Raw genomic sequence first — 18,213 nt, 5'->3', positions numbered from 1 at the left:
CATTGGTTTGTTTACGACATCAGTCACGTGTCACTATAGCCTACTACGTGTCATTGCTATTAGTCACAGTTACTAGTCATAATCGTCAAATATTTTATTGAGGCGATTGAGACTGTTGACGATCAGCTTACCAGATTGATCAGTACTGCTATCAATCGCTAGCTTCTCATCCATGCGCATCGTCAGTGGTGCCAGCGCTTGCTTGAGCGCATTGGCCATCAGTGTGGTCTGCTCATGAATATCAGGCGTATCGCTACCTGCGGCTTTACTGTTATCATTTTTAATCAGGCTTTCGGCTAAACTACGAGACAAGCTATCCGCCATATTGTGTGCCAGTTGCTCCACGGCATCGACCAGCTGTACCATCAGTGCTTTTTGCACGTCTTGGTTTTGCTTTAGGTACTCGCCTTCGGCTTTGTGATCGTGCTTATATATTTGTAGCAATTGGCTCACGCTTTTCTCAAAGCCATTATCGATGCTATCGCTGACGACTTTGGCGTTATTGATCACGCTATCGGCGAGGATTTTTTGTGAGGCCAGCTGTGCCTCAATCTGCGTCTCTAACTGGGCCTTACGCTCTGCTTCTCGCAAGCGGGCGATTTGCTCTGGATCGTTTTTGGTTAAGTAAGTCTCAAACTGACTGCTAATGGCATTGAAGCCACTGGCCAAGTCGACCAACTGCGCGACGATACGCGCGCCCGTATCACCGTCTTCGCCGCCCATGGCTTTGTTGCGTAAGAAGTCGGCTTTGATCTGCGCCCAGCGCTCTTTTTCTGCCTCGGTTAAGGTGCCACGCATCTCGCCAAGCTTGAGCAAGTTGCTCTCTACGCCTTGGGTCAATAGCTGCGACTCGCCCAAATAGTGATCATCTATCAGCTGGTTTAGCTCATTCTCATTCATGACCGCCGACAGCTTTTCGGTCATCTTATTCATATTACGATAACTGCCTTGTAGCTTAAATATCGGCTCAACGCGATATTTATCATCTTGCGAGGCGGAGGCAATATAGGCTTGGTTGACGTCCAAAATGACTGCTTGCACGGCAAACATATGACGCAAGATCGCGACAATCTCGTTGATCTCTGAGGTGCTATACGGATAGGTCAGATCGCTACTTTGCGCTTGCGCGAGGTTGGCATTGTCCGTTTTTGCCATTTTGATGAGGCGATGCACATCGCTTAAATCGCGGTTTGCCAGTGGCGCGAGGACACTATTAGAAGTTAGGGAGTTTTCGATATAACTGAGGGCAAAGATGTCTTCCATACCGCTCATGATATCACCTAAGTTGTAGATATCGGCACGGTTGGCGAGCATGTCAGGCACTTTAAAGGCTTCGCCGCTCTCGGTATACGGATTACCCGCCATGACCACACAGAACTTTTTGCCGCGCATGTCATAAGTTTTGGTCTTGCCTTGCCAGACGCCATCGATACGGCGCGTCCCATCGCCGAGTGAGATAAACTTCTGCAAAAATTCCGCGTGTGTATGCTGAATATCATCGAGATACAGCATGACGTTATTACCCATCTCAAAGGCTAAGTTGATTTTATTCAGCTCTTCCCTTGCCGTGGCATTGGGGGCTTTTTCGGGATCTAATGAGGTGACGTCATGACCGAGTGATGGACAGTTGATCTTCATAAAGATCAGGCCGAGACGATTGGCCACATACTCCATCAAAGTCGTTTTACCATACCCTGGTGGCGATATCATCATCAGGATACCCATCAAATCCGTCCGCTTATCCTCGCCGACCGTGCCCATCTGTTTGGCAAGGTTATTGCCGATGAGTGGCAAGTAACTCTCGTTAATCAGGCGGTTACGCACGAATGAGGACAAGGGACGCGGCATAAACTCGTCCAATCGCAAGGTTTCTTTTGACTTGTGCAATATCTCTGAGCGCATGGCAAGATAGCGCCGATACGCTGGAATCACTTGGCTATCATGGTGATGCAAACGATTTAAAAAGTCATCAACGGCAAAGGTTAGGCTCTGCTGATGAATACGCGAATGCTCACCCAGTAAGCCATTAACTTGTATTTCAAGCGACACCTTACCCGTGTGACGCGCAAAGCTTTGCACTTGATTGAGCGGGTTATTGATACTGGTCAGCGACGTTGATGATGACGCTGGAGGTGAAGAGAGCGATAAGGTGGAAGCGGCATTAGCTGTGCCTTTATTTGCGCCGCCTTTATCAAAGCGCGCGCCTGAATCAATCAATCGTTGCACCAAAGCTTCACGCTGCGCATCGTTCAGTTGAGTGAGTAGTACAGCAATCGCTTCAGGCACATAATGACGACCACTCTCTAGTTGCTGCTGACGTAGTGCGTCTTTTTCTTGACGTTCAGCCAGCTGTGTTTCACTAAGCGCCTCGCCTGCCTCACCCAATCCATCATCTGCTGCGTTAGCCGACTCACTATTACCGTAAGTCTTATCAAGCAGTGCATGGAACCATGTGGCTAATAGCTCATAGGCTGATTTGGGTTGGAAGCCAAGCTTACCGATTGAGGATTGTAGCTGTGCAAAACTGGCATTACTTTGCGTGCTGACGGGTGAGCTACTTAGCGTTTGGCTTAGCTGCTCGCACAATTGCTCGGCCTGCCTACTGGTCTGCCAGTTCATTGTGTTATATGCGCCAGCATTTGGTTCCGCTGACTGCCCCATGACGCTGACTAAGTATTCGCAGGCAAGCTGTACATAGCTTGGTTTAAAAATATTGGTGTTATGAATATCGCTGGTCTTTGAATCTGATTTTGACTCCAATGCAGCGTTTGAAGGCTTATTAGGATCATTATTACTGCCAATACGCTCGTCACGATAGGCCGCGACAAAACGGTGCATCACTTGGCTCATGTCCTCAACCAGTAAGGATTTGGCAGTGTCACTATCAAGGGCACGGCGCAACTGCTCAGCGGTAGCGGCTCTATCCGTCCAGTTATTTACGCGGATTAGCACTGACTCATTCAGCCAATTGTCGTAGCCAAATTGACGTAGGCTATCTAAGCCCAGCGCTTGCACAATATTTAACTGCCAGTAGAACAACTGTGCTAAAGCACGTACTTGCGGCGTATAAATCAATAAACCCGCTTCTCGCAGCGTTGGCAATATTTGCATCAACAGTAGCGTGGCATCATGGTCATGAATGCCCTTGTCATAACCGAGCTGATAACGCGGGGTGGCGTAGGCTTTGACCAGTTTTGCCAGCGGACTGTCATTATCGATATCACCATTGATGTCCAAAGTAATGACGGTTTCGTCGTATGCTTGGTATAGGCGCGTTTCGGTCAGACCGTCTTGACTGTTTTTGGCGCTCTCGATAATGCTATACGCCAGATATTCAGCGCGGTATACCTTGTCGGACTCGGAGGCAATATTCATCTCCCAATACGGACGCAAAGCATTTAGCTCAGCATTATTGAGCACTTCGTAATAGTCGGTACCCGTCAGGTGCAAACTGAGCACGCGCTTGCCATCTGACTGCTGGCGACTGAGCAAGGTTAAGTCTAATGGCTGCGTATTGACTGAAAAAAGGTGCTTGCCAAGCTTGATAATTTGACCGCCATCTTCAAACAAGTCCGACTTGTCTTTTAGACTCTTGTAACTCTCGATTTGAATGGCTTTTAGGCGCGCATCAATGTCATCGGCTTTGACGCTAAAGCCCATGGCTTGTAGCTCTTTTGCGATGTTACGGACTTTTTGTACCAATCCATCTGAGGCAAAGTAAGTATTGAGCGCTTCTTCTTCGGTAAAGCCCGTGACGCCTGTGCTTTGCGTGCGCTTCTTAATACTCTCAAGCATCCGCAGCGCGCCATCGCCCAGATTTTGCGCTTTACGATTGCGAGCATCGAGCAGTTGCTGCTTATGATTTTCAAAGGTTTCGTAAATCTCTTCACGTTTACTGATGATATCGGCTAAAAACTGATCGCCGCTATTGGTCTCAGGATCCGCGAACTGGCTTTCAAGCTCCTCTAATTGCACCAGCAGCTTTGCCATTTGCTCGTCTGATTTTTCAGGCGTATTGGCAATCGATAAGGCGTTGGCAATCGATTGTCCAAACAGCTTGAACTGCGCACCAAATTGCGCGACCGCTTCAGCCGAGCCTAAGTTTTTGCGTTTATGATTGAGCTTGGCTTTGCTCTGGTTGAGGCTGGCATAAATGGTCGATATGTCATCGATGATTTGTGTGCGTACCGTGGCATCCGCAACGTCCAATGTACCAAGCAGCTCGGTCAGTAAGTCAAGCCCTTGCGCCGTATCATCAATTTTATCCAGCACTGGCTTTAACTCAGCATGGGTTTCCGCCGTATTTAGGCGCTCACTGACATCGACCAATATTCCTTCATAGCTTGATAGAGCTTTATCACCGCTTAAAAACAGCACGGTTTTTTCGGCAAGTTCGCTTTCTGCTTCTTCTAGCTGCGCCTGCAACGCTTCTAATTTATCACTGTCTAAATAACGCAAATCCTCCAAGCTGACCAAGCGACCTTTTTGTCGTCTCAATGCTGACAGCTGATCGACATAGTCGCTTGCAGACTCAAACGTCGTGACTCGTATCTGCCGCAAAATCTCATTTTGCTGGGATTCGGCATCGGCAAGCGCGGTTTGGGTTTGCTTTTGGATACTTTGGACTTTGGCAAATTCATCAATGACCAGCTCAGCGGTCGCTGTCACTTCTTTAATACTACTGGCAACGTCGCTTAGCTCAGGCTCAGACAGCCAGTAATAGCTATCAAAGAGCCGACTGGTATTGTCCGACAGCTCTTCATAGAGTTTTTGCGACACGCTTTGATTGTCAATAAGACGGGTAATGCTATAAAGATCAGAGATGCCGCGCACCAGCTCTTTGTTACCGATTTTGCCGTAAAAGCTAGTGCTTTCAGGCAATTCGCTCACATATTCAGGGGAGGCATAAGGGGTGTGCCATATCTGCATCGGATGAATGCGCGATGGCTCACTTTGGTCACTAAACAGTACCAAGCGACCGTTGTCTGCCAATGCCATACCATTACAATAAATCGGGTTTGCCAGTTGTTTTTTGATCAGGTTATAAGGGAATAATCCCGTGATACCCAGCTCTCTGTCATAAAATAAGAATAAAACATCTTCGCCATTGGTCGAGATAATCTTGCGCTTAAACTTTAAGTTTTTGGCACCGACACTGTTGGCATCGAACAGCTTATACTCGCCCGTCTGTAGATAATAACCACCCGGAAATATAATGCCGTGATCTTCGGGCAACTGTACGCAGGACTGACCGATCGCGTCCAAACGCAGCACCGCTTCGGTTAAGGTGTTATAAACGAAGTAACGATAACTGTCCTCACGATAAGGCAATATTTTGAGCAGTATCAGGCTACCGACCTTGGCATAAGCAATCTCAGCATCGGTCAGCGACTGAGTGCGGTCATTGACAGGCTCGCTATAAATGCCCTGCCCTGACTGCGTATTGTCTTCAATCTTAATAGTCAAATCACCGCCGACGGTTTCGACAAATATCGTATCCAAAATATTCATGTGCGGATACTTACCATTGACCATCTGATCGCGCGTGGTCTCAATCCAATCAAAATCATAGGCAGGCGGCAACTCAATATCACGCTCGCCACGATTGTCCACATAGGCGACTTGGGCAGCCTCTGGCGTGCCTTGGCTAAAGTCTAAAGCAAAACGAAAAACCCGAATATCGGTGATACGCTCACCAATTTGAAAGGCCAATAGCAGCTTGCTGTCTTTAACGGTTAATTGAATCAGGCGTGTTTGCTTGTAATAACGATAGAGCTCATTGAAGTCTTGTACAAAGGCATCTTGATCTAAAAACGTGCCTTTTAAATCGACCTCTTCAAGCTGATACTCTTGCTCCGCACTATCACCATTACTGCTCTGCGAACTCTCATCGTTTTCATTTTTATCAGCAGGGTCTATCAAGCGATATAGCGACAATACATCCTTAATATTGCTGGCGCGCTTTAGCCCCATAAACACATTGTAGCCAAACAGCAGATAGTCGCCAACTTGCACCATATCCTGCGCCACACAGTTATGCTCGGTACGGATACGCGTGCGGGCAATGACCTGCATCTGGGTGCTACCAAATTCCGTCAGGCGTGCAGCATTTAATTTGGCGGTCAATTGCTCTAGACGGCTACCTTGCTCTGTTAGGCGTTTTTTGATGAGCTCATACGCATTACCGGAGGCAACTGCCTGATCAGTTTGGGTTGCTTGGTTCGCGTTAGGATCACTTTTGCTATCTGAATTGGTTGGGTTTTGCGTGTCCGCCATCGTTGCTCGTCCATTTTTATATTTTGGCAATAAGAAATCATTGAAGGTAAAGAAGCGCTTGGCTAATCTAAAAAATCAGTAGAAGTGATGCGATTTTTTAGATTAGCCAACTCATCATAAATAATGAGTTGGCTATCGCGCTTTAAGACACTTAGCGCGAATGGGTCATAGCACGCTGCGACCTAAATGACAGCGTGCTTATAACTACTGACATTTATACCAGTCGCACATCGTTTACGCTGTTTCATCATCTTTGTTCTGATTGGCTTTCATGGCTTGATTGGCCATCATGGTATTGATCAGGCCACTCAACGTGTCTGACTTACCCGCTAGGCCATCAATGGCTTTACCAATTGACAATGATTTGGCAAAGTTATCAAAGAAGTGCGCTTCACCGCCGACGATATCGATTTTGGCTTTTTGTAGGGCCACTGCCAAGACCTCAGCATTTTCTTTGGCAATCTCTTTACCTGCATCGATAGATGCCATGGCTTCTTGTAGGGCGGTCTCAAGACCCATGCGGAACTCTTCGTGCTCACGTGCTTCTTTGCTCATGCTACCCATGGCATTGAATTTCTCGACCAGACCATCTGCTTCGGCTTGGAAGTGCGCACGAGTGACTTCGGCTTTTGCCAGTCCAACTTCGCGTTCTGCCTTGGCATTTGACTCACCGCGAGCGGCGATGACTTGGGCATTGGCCAGACCGATATCACGTTCAGCTTTGGCATTAGATTCACCGCGAGCCGCGATAACTTCAGCATCTGCCATGCCTTTTTCGCGCTCTGATTGTGCTTCGGCCTGTCCAGTCGCCTTAATAACATTGGCTTTAGCAATGCCTTCTTTTTCAAGCGACACTGATTTGGCTTCTTGAATCGCCGCTTCAGCAAAGCCATGCGCTGACTCTTCTGCTTTGATACCTTCTGCCATTTTGATTTTGGCTTCGGCATCTTTCGCAGAGGCTTCCAGATTGGCGTTAGCCAGCGTGGTGATCTCGACGGCTTTATGCTTGGCAGATAACTCTTCGGCTTCGGCCTTTTTCACCTGACGCACTTTGAGCTCTTCAGCATCTGCTTCGGCAGCCAGTACGCGCGTTTGCTTAGAGCGCTCCGCTTCGCTGACTTCGCGAACTTCTTTGATGCGCTCTTCTTCTTGTGCCACGGTTTTGTCGACCGCGATACGCTCACGAATGACGTTGGCGATTTCTTTTTTCTCAAGCTCAATTGCGCGCTCGGCTTCGATACGTTGCAAGTCAACTTCACGCTCACGCGAGACGATTTCTAGATCGCGAGCACGCGTGACTTTTTCTTCTTCGATGACCACAGCGCGCAGACGGTTCTGACCCGCCACTTCGATTTCGCGTTGCTGGTTCTCACGCTGAATCGCCAAATCTTGCTCCACCATGATGATGGCGGTTTCTGACTTTTTGCGCTCTTCTTCTTCAATTTTACGAGTTTCAGCGGTTTCACGAGCAATCACTGATGCGATTTCACGCTTTTGCTTGGCTTCGGCATCGGCTTGTTGACGCTCCAGCTCGAGCATTGCCTCTCGGGTCTCGACGTTCTTTTTCTTAACCGCCAGCTCTTCGTCACGCTCAAGCTCATTGGTAATGACGTTTTGAAACGCGGTAAGCTGAGTGATCTTTTTGATACCCTCAGCATCTAGGATATTGCTTGAGTCTAGCGATACTTTTGGCGTTTGCTCTAGATAGTCAATCGCGACATCTTCTAGGACATAACCGTTCAGATCGTTACCGATTTCTTGGACGATACTGTCACGGAACTGACTGCGGTTTTCGAACAGTTTGACAAAATCAATCTGCTTACCGACCGTTTTTAACGCTTCTGAAAACTTAGCATTGAACAGCTCATTGACCGCCGCTTTATCAGACGCTCTCTCTACGCCAACCGATTTGGCGACTTTGAGCACATCTTCTTCGGTTTCATTCACCCGTAGATAAAATGCGACTGTAATATCAGCACGCATATTGTCCGCGCAAATCAGACCTTCTTTGCCGCGCCTGTCCACCTCTAAGGTGATCAGCGAGATTTTCATCAGCTCTTTTTTATTGATAACCGGCCAAACAAAGCCACCATCAAAGCGTACGGCGATTTTACTCACGCCGTTGATAATAAGTGCTTTGCCCTGCTCAACCTTGACGTAAAAGGCTTTGAGCATCAAAAGCGCGACCATCATAAAAACAAACGCCAGCACCACAACCACGCCGACGATAATGAGTATATCCATATCCATTCCTTTAATTAAAACATTCCAAGCGAAGTTAAAATCCTTACTATATTTACCAAATACTTATTTTTTATATTATTGAGCCATCGTTCACTGACCAATATCATTGATGAGCGTTATTTGTCTTTAACAGGCGTGACGCGGTAAGTGTTGGTGTCATCTAAATACTCTACCAACACCACTTTATCACCTTGTTTTAGTTGATTGTCGCTCATATCTGAGCGAATCTTGAGTATCAATCCTGCACCGCCATCATTGAGCGCAGCTTCGCCATGCTTGTCGGTCACACTGAGCGTGCGTACCACAGCGATCTTGCCCACATTACTAGACGAATTGCGTTTGGGGATATTGGCGATGTTTTTGCGGATGGGCGAGATGATAAGACCAGTCAACCACATGGACACAACCAAGACAAAAATGAGTGCCCCTGTACCAAACAAGTAATACAGAATGCCTGAGTCAACGTTTTGGTGTAAGAAACTGGTGTATAGATAGCTCAACAGCCAACCGATCAAACTAATTAAGCTGAGTATGATAATGAGAGGGACGCCATAAAGACCAAACTTGAGCATCAATCCTGTGAAAAATCCGGTTGATGATAAGTTAGCAACATCCGCATCACCGCCTGCGTCACCACTTACATCAACCAGATCGACGCTGTCCATATCTGTCATACCAAGCAAAGATACGACCCAATATAAGGTGACAAACATCACAAGCCCTGTAAAAATAATCGTGGGATACAAACTGATTTTAGTGATAAATACTAAAAAAGCTTCTTGCATGACACCTCTTCTCCCTTTGCTCACTTGATCTAGTATTTTAATGACTCAGTTACATAGTTTGGTATGACATAAATGATGATTGCTCGACTTGATGCCGTTATATTTATATTTTTAGAATCAACTTATGTTTCTTTATTAATGATTATATATACATTTCATTACATAATATATAGCTGTGGCTATTAACGACCCCATATCGGTGAGCGCACGACGCCACCATTTTGGCTATTGATGGCGTAACTTGTGTTTCCTGAGAGCGAATGAATAACCAAATCGCCACCTTTTTGACGTCCTAAACTTTGACCGCCTACTTGCCCGCTGACTTTTGAAAAACGCGTTGGGTAGACCGCATAATTTCCAGAAGGAGATAGACGTGCCGGTTCATCGAGTCCAGTTTCTGCCAGGCTGACTACTTGTCCAGTCGCTAGTGTCATGACAGCAGCCTTGCGTCCATTTAGATAAGCCATACGCTGACCATCTACACTGAGCTGAGGACTGGCGACATAGCCATTTGTCGGTACAGGTACGGCTTTACCGGTCGCGAAGTGATAGCGATAGATACGGGGACGACCAGCACGGACTTTGTCACTGGTATAAACAAAGCTTTTGCCGTCAGCTGCATAGCTAGGCTGCACCTCAGTGCTCGGTAGTGTCGTTAATTGCTCAGTTGTCCCATCACTTAGGCGCATCTTATAAATATCAGCATTGCCACCGACCGTTGAGCTATAGAGCAGATATTGACCGTCAGGTGAAAATGACGCTGACATATTACTGCCTTCAGCATTGACGACCAGATTGCGCGTTTTGCTGCTACGGTCATAAATATATATTTTAGGATGCTCGCGCGGTGCTTGTTTGCTATAAGCAAGCAGTTGCCCATCAGCCGACCACGCTGGCGCATAGATATAGCCTGTGATCTGATCAATGCGCTGACGATCACTGCCATCAGGACGGATGCTATAGAGGGTCGATACTTTTGCGCTCCCTGACCCTTGCTCTTCCACATAAGCAATGTGTCCTTGACGATCAATGGCAGGCATAGCAGCGGTCAGTGGATTGCTATCCACTGTACTGGTCGGCTTTTTCATTTCAGCACTCGGCAGTGTCTGACAGCCAGTGAGAGCCGCCAATATAGCGATCGTCGTCGCCCCTTTTATCGTGATGTTATTCGTGGTTGGTTTTGACATAATAGTTTTAAACATAAAATAGTATCCAATAAAATCGCTAAGGTGTAACAGCAGCTTTACTCTAGTGTAGCGCAAAATTCGACAAACTTTGGACGAAAAAAAGCCCCACATATTAGTGAGGCCTTATCAAATCTAACCAGAATGTCTATATCGCTTTACTCAATCACCAAGTTATTTAGAGACAGCTTTAAAGTAAGCCACTTGGTTATCATTTTTGATGGTCAATACAGGGACATTTTTGGCATTTTTACTGAGGCTATACTTGCCTTGTACCGTTGCTAGGGTCGCTGTGTCAAAGCTGGCTTGCGGCTCAGGACAGGCCATCATTGTGCTGATGCCGTTTTTGATCTGCACATCACCATTGACGACACTGTAGCCCGCGCTCATATTGTTGCACGTGTTCATAAATGCCACGTAGTTTCTACCGTTATCATTCATAAAGCTCAAAGTGAGCGGCTTGGCTGGATCAAAGAACAACTGAGGCACCTGTTCACCGTTGCTACGTTTGGCATCAACCAACTGCCAATTGTGCGCTTGCAATGCCTCTACAGTGACGGGCTGACTGACTGGCGCAGGCAAGGTAGCCGTTGTCTGGCAACCAGCGGCAAGAGCACTAACTGAAAAGGTAGCTGCCATCATTAATTTAGTCATATTTTTCATATACATTCCTTTTTTATTGAATCCAAAAACCTTGCCGAGCATAAGGTCATACTTGACACAAGACCCAACAAGCGCATTCAGAATTTTGATTTATTATGGTAATTGTCTTATTCACTGTTTCAGACAGTAGCGATATTGTGTTTGACTCACCAGTGACTGTCATTATCAATTGAGTAAGTATTTAGCGGATATTTTTTGCCTCATACATACTACTGACTACTGACTACTGACTACTGACTACTGACTACTGATATTTACTATTGACGCTATTTCCCAGTGATAATGTCACTTTTCTTGATAATGTCTTATTTAAACCTTCTCTTGGCAGATGTCAGCTGATACAAAAACACTCCACTAAATAGTGAAGTGTTTTTATCGTGCGACTATCGCATCTGATGACTGATATCGTTTATCGAAACCTTAAGTAATACATATAGGTCTCAGTACACGTATTAGCAACTGCTTTAGATCACATCTGTACCAGTAATGTTTGGCTCTTCAGTCGCAGGCTTTGTCATACTTGACATCGACTGGCAACCGACGAGTACCGTTACCATGACAATACCAGTCATCAATGCTTTGGTTAAGTTTTTCATATTCGCTCCTAGAATCGTTTTAATAGACTGTTGGTTCAATTGAAAGATTACTGTCATTTTACTAAAGCTATAAATATCAGGCCGTACTTCTTCCAATGATCATAGCTTATTCACACTTTTAGCATACCCATCTCTTATATTGCTGTAAGTTAATTAATGTTAAGGGAATATGCTTACTGAGTTTTGGTTTCCTGCAACGCTGCATAACCGGATAAACGCTTGCGCTCAGCATCATCAAACAACTGCTGCTCAAGTTGGTCTATCTGAATTTGCGCCTCTGCTGGATTGGCACTTTGATTTAGTAAGCGCTGTTTTTGCGTTTGATACTGAGTGAAGCGCTGATCAAAATTGGCATCTTCTTGATCAACTTGTGCCAGTCTCTCTGCCGCTGGTGCACCTACTAGCTCTCGACGCATATTGTATAGTGCTTCAGGGCTGGCACCTGCCGCTTTCATCTGTTCAGTACGAGCCATAAGCTCATTAAGATTGGCTTGCTGCATGATATTGGTTTTGATCGCACCATCTGGTAGACGGCTCACATAATCTTGCCTGGCAGCCTGTTTCTGTGCCTCACTCATTTGCTCATTTTGATTGATTCTGACCATCTCTATACTATAGTCATCGTAACTATCGCTAGCACCAAAGAAGGCTTCGATGGTGGTTTTATCAAAATACTGCTGACGTAAACTCGCCACATCCTGCTTTTGCTGAGCAATGGCATTCAAATCTAGCTCACCATTTTTGGTCGCTTGCAGTTGCAGATTGCCATAACGCTTTTCTATCTCAGGAAGCGCTTTGAGATACGCCACATATTTGCCAAAGATAGCGACCGCTTGGCTGGCAGCTGGCTCTGGCGTGTGGTGGCGAATATAACTCTCGACACGCGCAAAAATAACGGCTTCGTCCTCCTCTCCTATTGCTGATAAAAAATAATCGAACAACCGCCGCAGACCTTCAGTGACGACCAACTGCTTGTTTTCATCGATGATGATTTCGCCGTCCACTTGCGTGCCCATTAATGAGGCTGGCAAACGCTCCAATCCAGTGTCAAATGCAAACTGGTTTCGGGCTGAAGCGGTTTGTTCTGTTTGCTCACTATTTAGCGCAGTGGACAACGTACTCTCAGAGGTATCCGCAGAGGCAATGGACGCTGATTGTGCTGTCTCCATTCGTTGACTATCTGGCTTAAACCACATAATCACCGCCGCCGCGATGACTATGATGACCACAGCGATGATAGCGATTGGTAAATAGGCTGGACGGCGATTATTCGACATAGATGAGAGTTCTTTTTACAAGTCAACTTAAAGGTTGGCGTTTTTTAGGCGATTGACCTGAGTACGATAGATAGATTTTGGCTCAGACTCGCCCCATGCCGTCAGACCTAGTACTTGGTCTGCTGAATCCAAATGGTTCATGAGGTAGTTGTCACGAATCACATACCCAAGTCGACTCGAGCAGGCAGAAACCAAACCATCATTTGAATCAAATAAAAACGGTACGCTTGTTGCTGCAAGCAGATAATCACTAGGGTCAAGGACGCTCATGACTTGTCCGACGCCACTAAATGAGTAATATTTGATACCGTTTGCAGAGGTACTGGTTGGCTGACCACAGTAACTTGTTGGCATTGCTGCGGGGAATTTGGCATTGAATTTGGCCGCACCATCGGTTGATAGCGCCATGAGTGCTTGCCAGCCATCTTGCGCTTGTATCTCTTTAAAACTGATGCCTGATCCCACATCTGTAAAGCCGCCAATCAAATTAAACACCCCTGATACCAGCTGTGTCGTAACGTTTGATGGCTCACCTGTGTCATTGTTTGGTTCAAGGACGTTTTTGACAAAATCGGCTGTTTTTGAGCCTTGCTCTGGGCTTGATACGGCGGTGACCGAGGCGACGTATTTTGGTGCAACGCCAGCGACATAGCGGATGTCTATACCGCCTTGACTGTGGCCAAACAAATTGACTTTAGGATCGCCTGAGATGGCAGTGATGGTTTTTACCTGTTGTAACAGCTGCTCGCCGCGGACTTCACTATTATTCACCGCTGATGTTTTGGTGGTGTACACCTCTGATCCACCTTTCATCAGCTCACTAGGAATCCCGTTGAAATAATCTAAGACCCCAAACAGCTTGGTAAAACCGCCAAGCCCATGAGCCAGGACCACTGGATACTGAGTCTTGGTATAACTGGATGTAAAGTATTTGCTATCGACTAGCGTGCAGCCATTGGCGTTGGCACAATTATAGTACTGCCCTGCCGCTTGCGCTGAGGTGGTTTGCATGGTCATTAATAAAACGCCAGTACTGATAGAGCCCAGTATTGGTAAAAAAGTGCGCGGCGTGAGCGCAGCACGAACGTACGAGGAGAGCGTCATAACAACATCCTTGTCATCATTAGTGGTGAGTGCCTTTACCTCATAACGTCGGCAAAGACTGCTGCTAATCCCTTTAGCATGCAAAATTACATTACTTCTATCTTTTACAAGATTCAACTAAATTGTCAAAATATGAATATATTATCGTGACTGGAGGGTCATAACGGCTCAAATGCGGCTGTACAGCAACTATTGTCAATAATAATGATAGATTTAATATCACTTATCATAAAACTGCCATTCATCCATTTATGGTATAATTTATCCACATTAACCCCATAATTATAAGACACAAGATGATGACTAAAAAATCCCTTATCCAGTCCCCAGAGGCCATAGAAAAAATGCGTGTGGCCGGCAAACTTGCCAGCGACGTCCTTGTCATGCTCGACGAACATGTCAAGGTCGGCGTTAGTACCGAAGCCCTCAACCAAATCGCTCATGACTATATCGTTAATGTGCAGCAGGCCATTCCTGCGCCACTGAACTACAATGGCTTTCCTAAGTCTATTTGTACCTCAGTCAACCACGTGGTGTGTCATGGTATCCCTAGCGAAAACAAACTGCTAAAAGATGGTGATATCATCAATATTGATGTGACCGTGATCAAAGACGGCTACTACGGCGACACCTCAAAAATGTGGATCGTCGGTAACGGCTCTATCATGGCGCAGCGTATCTGCAAAGTCGCACAAGACGCGCTATATGCTGGCATGAGTGTGGTCAAAAACGGCGCGCGTCTCGGCGACGTTGGTGCAGCGATTCAAGCAGTGGTCGAGCCTGAGCGCTTTAGTATCGTTCGTGAGTTTTGTGGTCATGGCATCAGTGATGAATTCCACCATGAGCCACAAGTCATGCACTACGGCAAAAAAGGCACAGGCTTTGAGCTAAAGACGGGCATGACCTTTACCATTGAGCCAATGATTAACCAAGGCACATGGCAGACCAAGATTTTACCTGATGAGTGGACAGCGATTACCAAAGACCGCAAACTGTCCGCTCAGTGGGAGCATACGATGGTCGTAACCGACAATGGCTGTGAAGTATTTACCACGCGCCCTGAAGAAGATTTGAGTTTTTTGACACAGTAAGACCATAAAAGATCGCCTAGGCGGTCTTTTTTTTGGCCAATCATTAGCACATATCGAGTTAGGACAGATTGAGTATTGTGCTTACTGGCTTTTTGTCTTTATACTCTGATGAGTTAATAATTTATATTGATACATTTATTAGTACATTCTATTGGTAACTTTTATCAGCTATCAGCAGCTCAAACGCTCTATTTTTAAACTTTTAATTGGATAACACTCATGTTTACTTGTGATGTCGCTTCTATTGATCTAACGCCCCTACCGCTACTATCAAATGATACGGCGACAGATAAATCGCTGTTGTCAGAGCAAAATACGACTGATAAAGCGCTACTTGGCATTCCTGAATGGCTGGGACAAATCAATGAGGACATCAGCCGATTACTAGAGCGTGGTACCAATATTCGTCAATTGGTCGAAGTACGTGCCTGCGCGATTGATAGCTTACTCATTGCGTTATTTAAATGGTTTGAGCTAGATAAGACGGATTTGGCATTGTTTGCAACGGGTGGCTATGGACGCGGTGAGCTGTCGCTTTATTCAGATATTGATATCCTGCTGTTATCTCCTGACGAAATCGGCGCTGATGCCAGCAGTAAGATTGATAAATTGGTCGCATTGCTGTGGGATATCGGGCTGGAGCCTGCGCTGTCTGTGCGGAGCGTCAACGATGCGTTAGAAGCTGCACTTGACCATACGATAGCCAGTGCCCAGCTCGAAGCTCGATTGTTAATCGGCAACGAAGCACTGCGAGATATGCCCATCCAAATCGTTAACAAGCAGTGGTCTCCTCGTGCCTTTTTTGATGTAAAAATGGAAGAGTCCAAGGCTCGCTACCTACAGCACAATGCCACCGAGTATAATCTTGAACCCAATATCAAAACGGCGCCTGGGGGATTACGTGATATTCATATCATCGGCTGGGTGACCAAACGCTACTTTCGAGTGGGCAAGCTATATGACTTGGTACAACAAAACTTTTTGACCGAAAAAGAGTTTGATGAGTTAAGCTTTGCAGAAGGCTATCTATGGCAGATACGGCATTATCTGCATGTGCTGACCGGACGTAACGAAAACAAGCTGTTGTTTGATTATCAGCGTGAGATTGCTCAATTAATGGGTTACGAGACCCAGCCAGATGACCAGCCCAATGCGGCCGTTGAACGCTTTATGCGTGATTACTATCGCTGTGCCATGCAAATATCAACGCTGTCTGAGATGCTGACCAACCACTATTATGAGACCATCATAGAGCCCAATCTGCCTGATGATGAGCGCCCCAAAAAGCAGCCGATCAATGCAAGATTCAACCGTGTGGGTGATCATATTGCTATAGCGCACCATCGGGTTTTTGCTCAGCATCCTGAATCTATTTTAGAGATGTTCTTATTAATGGGTCAGCACGGTATCGACAAAGTTCGCACCCATACGCTACGGGCGCTAAAAATTGCAGCACGCGGCATCGATCAAATCTATAGGGACAACCCCGTTCACAAAGCTTTATTTTTATCTAATCTAAAAGAGCAAAACTATCTGTTCCATCGCCTGCGCACCATGAATCGCTATGGGGTATTGGGCAACTATATTCCTGCTTTTGCGCAAGTCACGGGTCTGATGCAATATGATTTGTTTCATCGCTATACGGTGGACGCGCATACTTTATTTTTGATTCGAATTTTGCACCGCTTTACCGATCCTATGTTTTCTGAAGAGTTTCCACTGGTCAGCGCTATCTTTCAGCGTATCGAGCGCAAAGAGATTTTGGTATTGGCGGCGATGTTTCATGATATTGCAAAGGGCCGCGGCGGCGACCATAGCGAGCTTGGTCAGACAGAGTCCATTGAGTTTTGTCTGTCACATGGCATGAGCTTAGCCGACGCCAATTTGGTTGGCTGGCTGACTCGCTATCATCTGTTGATGTCGATTACCGCACAGAAAAAAGACATCTCAGACCCTGAGGTGGTGACTGTCTTTGCAGACCTTATCGGTAATGTGACGCACTTGAATCATCTGTATGTACTGACGGTTGCTGATATGAATGCAACCAACCCACAGCTATGGAATAGCTGGCGGGCAACGCTAATGAAACAGTTATACTCGCAGACGCGGCGTATTCTGCGCGCCGATATTGATGCGCCTACCAATCGCCAAGATATGATCAGTGCCACTCGTGCGCAGGCGCTCGCGATGCTAGATAATGTCAATAATCAGCACATGAATCGCGATGAAGTATTGCGACTATGGGACGATTTGGGCGATGAGTACTTTTTGCGAGAGATTGCAGAAGACATCTTGTGGCACACCGAAGCCATCTTAAACCATCCACCGATTGGGCTTGCTTCTAATGCGGATAGTCCGCCACTGGTGGTTTTGCGTGAACATCGTGAACTGGCACTGGATGCGGTACAGGTTTTTGTCTATACCCAAGATCAAATAAATCTGTTTGCTGTTACGATGGCGGTGTTCGATCAGATGAATCTTGATGTATTAGATGCGCGTATCATTACGGCGACTCGCGACTTTGCCTTGGATTCTTATGTGCTGCTAGATCCTAGCGGTACGCTGTTAGTCGATGAAGACAGTCAGCAAGAACTTAAACAGCGCCTGATTAATGCCTTTAAAGATCCAACAGTACTAAAGCTCACCAACAAACGTATGCCACGCCAGCTCAGGCATTTTGAAGTGGCTACGGTGATTAACTTTGAGTTTAATGAAGCGTCAGATCAGCATATCATGAGCTTAGAGACACTGGATCAACCAGGACTTTTGGCCCGAGTGGGACAGGTGTTTTTGCAGGAGCAAATTGAGGTTCATGCGGCTCGTATTACGACCTTAGGCGAGCGCGCAGAAGATATGTTCTATATCAGTGACCAAAATGATAAGCCATTATCTGCTGAACGACTTGATGCGTTAAAATCAGCATTGCTCGCCAGCCTAGCGACCAAAAGAGAAAACAACGTGGTTTATAGCTATTAATTGACGTTATTAGGAGC

The 18,213-nt window shown here is 46.2% G+C and carries 10 protein-coding genes; 2 read left to right on the top strand and 8 right to left on the bottom strand.

Annotated features, from left to right (window positions below; all coding sequences use genetic code 11):
- Nucleotides 1–72: 72 nt before the first annotated feature.
- From BTW00_RS07475 to BTW00_RS07445, 8 genes are all read right to left on the bottom strand, one after another.
- The gene (locus BTW00_RS07475) at nt 73–6,276 is read right to left on the bottom strand and encodes a DNA repair ATPase (RefSeq protein WP_075106902.1); all 6,204 of its coding nucleotides are present in this window, start codon (nt 6,274–6,276) and stop codon (nt 73–75) included.
- 234 nt (nt 6,277–6,510) lie between these two features.
- Nucleotides 6,511–8,520 carry a flotillin family protein gene (locus BTW00_RS07470; RefSeq protein ID WP_256714032.1) on the bottom strand — a complete coding sequence of 670 codons (2,010 nt, stop codon included), beginning with the start codon at nt 8,518–8,520 and terminating at the stop codon, nt 6,511–6,513.
- A 116-nt stretch (nt 8,521–8,636) separates the two neighbouring features.
- Nucleotides 8,637–9,305 carry an OB-fold-containig protein gene (locus tag BTW00_RS07465; RefSeq protein ID WP_075106900.1) on the bottom strand — a complete coding sequence of 223 codons (669 nt, stop codon included), beginning with the start codon at nt 9,303–9,305 and terminating at the stop codon, nt 8,637–8,639.
- Nucleotides 9,306–9,487: 182 nt separating this feature from the next.
- Nucleotides 9,488–10,507: a PD40 domain-containing protein gene (locus tag BTW00_RS07460; RefSeq protein WP_075106899.1), complete on the bottom strand. Its 1,020-nt coding sequence runs from the start codon at nt 10,505–10,507 to the stop codon at nt 9,488–9,490.
- Nucleotides 10,508–10,663: 156 nt separating this feature from the next.
- Nucleotides 10,664–11,152, bottom strand: a complete 489-nt coding sequence (locus BTW00_RS07455) for an META domain-containing protein (RefSeq protein ID WP_075106898.1) — start codon at nt 11,150–11,152, stop codon at nt 10,664–10,666.
- Nucleotides 11,153–11,616: 464 nt separating this feature from the next.
- A complete protein-coding gene (locus BTW00_RS14190; protein ID WP_256714031.1) occupies nt 11,617–11,748 on the bottom strand; it encodes a hypothetical protein in 132 nt (43 codons plus the stop codon).
- Between the two features lie 173 nt (nt 11,749–11,921).
- Nucleotides 11,922–13,025, bottom strand: coding sequence for a lipase secretion chaperone (locus BTW00_RS07450; RefSeq protein ID WP_075106897.1), 1,104 nt, complete (start codon nt 13,023–13,025; stop codon nt 11,922–11,924).
- A gap of 27 nt (nt 13,026–13,052) precedes the next feature.
- Nucleotides 13,053–14,129, bottom strand: a complete 1,077-nt coding sequence (locus BTW00_RS07445) for a triacylglycerol lipase (protein ID WP_075106896.1) — start codon at nt 14,127–14,129, stop codon at nt 13,053–13,055.
- 299 nt (nt 14,130–14,428) lie between these two features.
- Between BTW00_RS07445 and map the strand changes: the two genes are divergently transcribed.
- Entirely contained in the window at nt 14,429–15,220 is a 792-nt protein-coding gene (map, locus tag BTW00_RS07440) for a type I methionyl aminopeptidase (protein ID WP_371915062.1), read from the top strand.
- Between the two features lie 219 nt (nt 15,221–15,439).
- The gene (gene glnD, locus BTW00_RS07435; protein WP_075106894.1) at nt 15,440–18,196 is read left to right on the top strand and encodes a [protein-PII] uridylyltransferase; all 2,757 of its coding nucleotides are present in this window, start codon (nt 15,440–15,442) and stop codon (nt 18,194–18,196) included.
- The last annotated feature ends 17 nt before the right edge of the window (nt 18,197–18,213 follow it).

Source organism: Psychrobacter sp. C 20.9, from assembly GCF_001921765.1.
Taxonomy (GTDB): Bacteria; Pseudomonadota; Gammaproteobacteria; order Pseudomonadales; family Moraxellaceae; genus Psychrobacter; species Psychrobacter piscatorii_B.
The sequence above is the reverse complement of the archived record's forward strand: the minus strand, read 5'-3'. Positions and strand labels throughout refer to the sequence as shown.